The sequence below is a fragment of the Motilimonas pumila genome, from assembly GCF_003596335.1.
GTDB classification, from domain to species: Bacteria; Pseudomonadota; Gammaproteobacteria; order Enterobacterales; family CBDFNC01; genus Motilimonas; species Motilimonas pumila.
In genome coordinates this window covers 1-1133 of record NZ_QZCH01000103.1, presented here as the reverse complement: position 1 = coordinate 1133, position 1133 = coordinate 1, and the positions used below count along the sequence as shown (strand labels likewise).

Sequence of the window (1133 nt, the reverse complement as noted above, 5' to 3'; positions counted from 1 at the left end):
TTATTCATGTCGATCTCCTGTATCTGTTATGGCGTTTACCTAACAGTGTGGCACTGGCCTAGCTAACCCACGATAAACGCAGGAGGTCGACACTGTGCACAGGGAATCATTATGTCTAGGGCTCTGGTCAGATTCGCACTCCCAAATGTAATTACTACGTTATTCACGTATAGTTTGCTATCCATACGTTACTTGCGTACACTTTGCTTATGAAATGTGTATTTGTTGAATCAACCATATTTGAAAAGTACCGAAATGAATACCTCAGCGATGAGGAGTTTCGACTGTTCCAAGCTGAACTCATGTCGAACCCAAAGCAAGGTGACGTAATTCAAGGTACAGGTGGTTTGCGAAAGATTCGAGTTGCAAGTAAAGGTAAGGGCAAGCGTGGTGGTTCACGTGTTATCTATTACTTCCTCGATGAAAAGCGTCGTTTCTACTTGCTGACTATTTACGGCAAAAATGAAATGTCAGACTTAACCGCAGATCAAAAGAAACAGTTAAAGGCTTTTATGGAGGCGTGGCGTAATGAGCAATCGTGATCTATTCGCAGAACTAAGTTCAGCACTTGTTGAAGCTAAGGAGCATTCAGAGGGTAAAGTAACTCTGAAAACCCATCAAGTTAATGACATTAGTGAGTTAGATATCTCGCCTGATGAAATTGTCAGTATTCGTGAGCAGTTTAATATGTCTCGTGGCGTATTTGCCCGTTTACTACATACATCATCACGCACGTTAGAAAACTGGGAGCAGGGGCGTAGCGCACCAAATGGGCAAGCTGTTACTCTTCTAAAGTTGGTACAGCGTCACCCAGAAACTCTGTCGCACATCGCAGAGCTATAACAATTTAAGAGTGATTCCCCACGCTTGGCATTTTGGGCTTGGGTCTAGTTCAGTGATTACGGCGTCCAATTTGTGTGCTGTGGTAGCGTGGCTCACACCTTAATTGGGCGTTGATATGATTCCCACTGTCAACGAGCGCGTGACTATCCCTGCCAAAAATGTTCGGCATGGGAGAGAAACTTAAGTGAGTACACCTTTGGCAAGAAAGTTCGGCGGTTGACCTTGCTGATATTCGCGGGTTTGGTTATCCGCATGACTTGTTTTCGCCGCTGGAGCCTTGCCTCAGTCTA

2 protein-coding genes are annotated in these 1133 nt (G+C 44.7%); both read left to right on the top strand.

What is annotated here, in order from left to right:
* Positions 1-209: 209 nt before the first annotated feature.
* Positions 210-542 (top strand): type II toxin-antitoxin system RelE/ParE family toxin, encoded by a 333-nt coding sequence (locus D1Z90_RS20705; RefSeq protein ID WP_119912654.1) that lies wholly within the window; start codon positions 210-212, stop codon positions 540-542.
* Positions 529-843, top strand: a complete 315-nt coding sequence (locus D1Z90_RS20700) for a helix-turn-helix domain-containing protein (protein ID WP_119912653.1) — start codon at positions 529-531, stop codon at positions 841-843. The genes D1Z90_RS20705 and D1Z90_RS20700 overlap by 14 nt, the downstream gene beginning before the upstream one ends.
* Positions 844-1133: the final 290 nt, after the last annotated feature.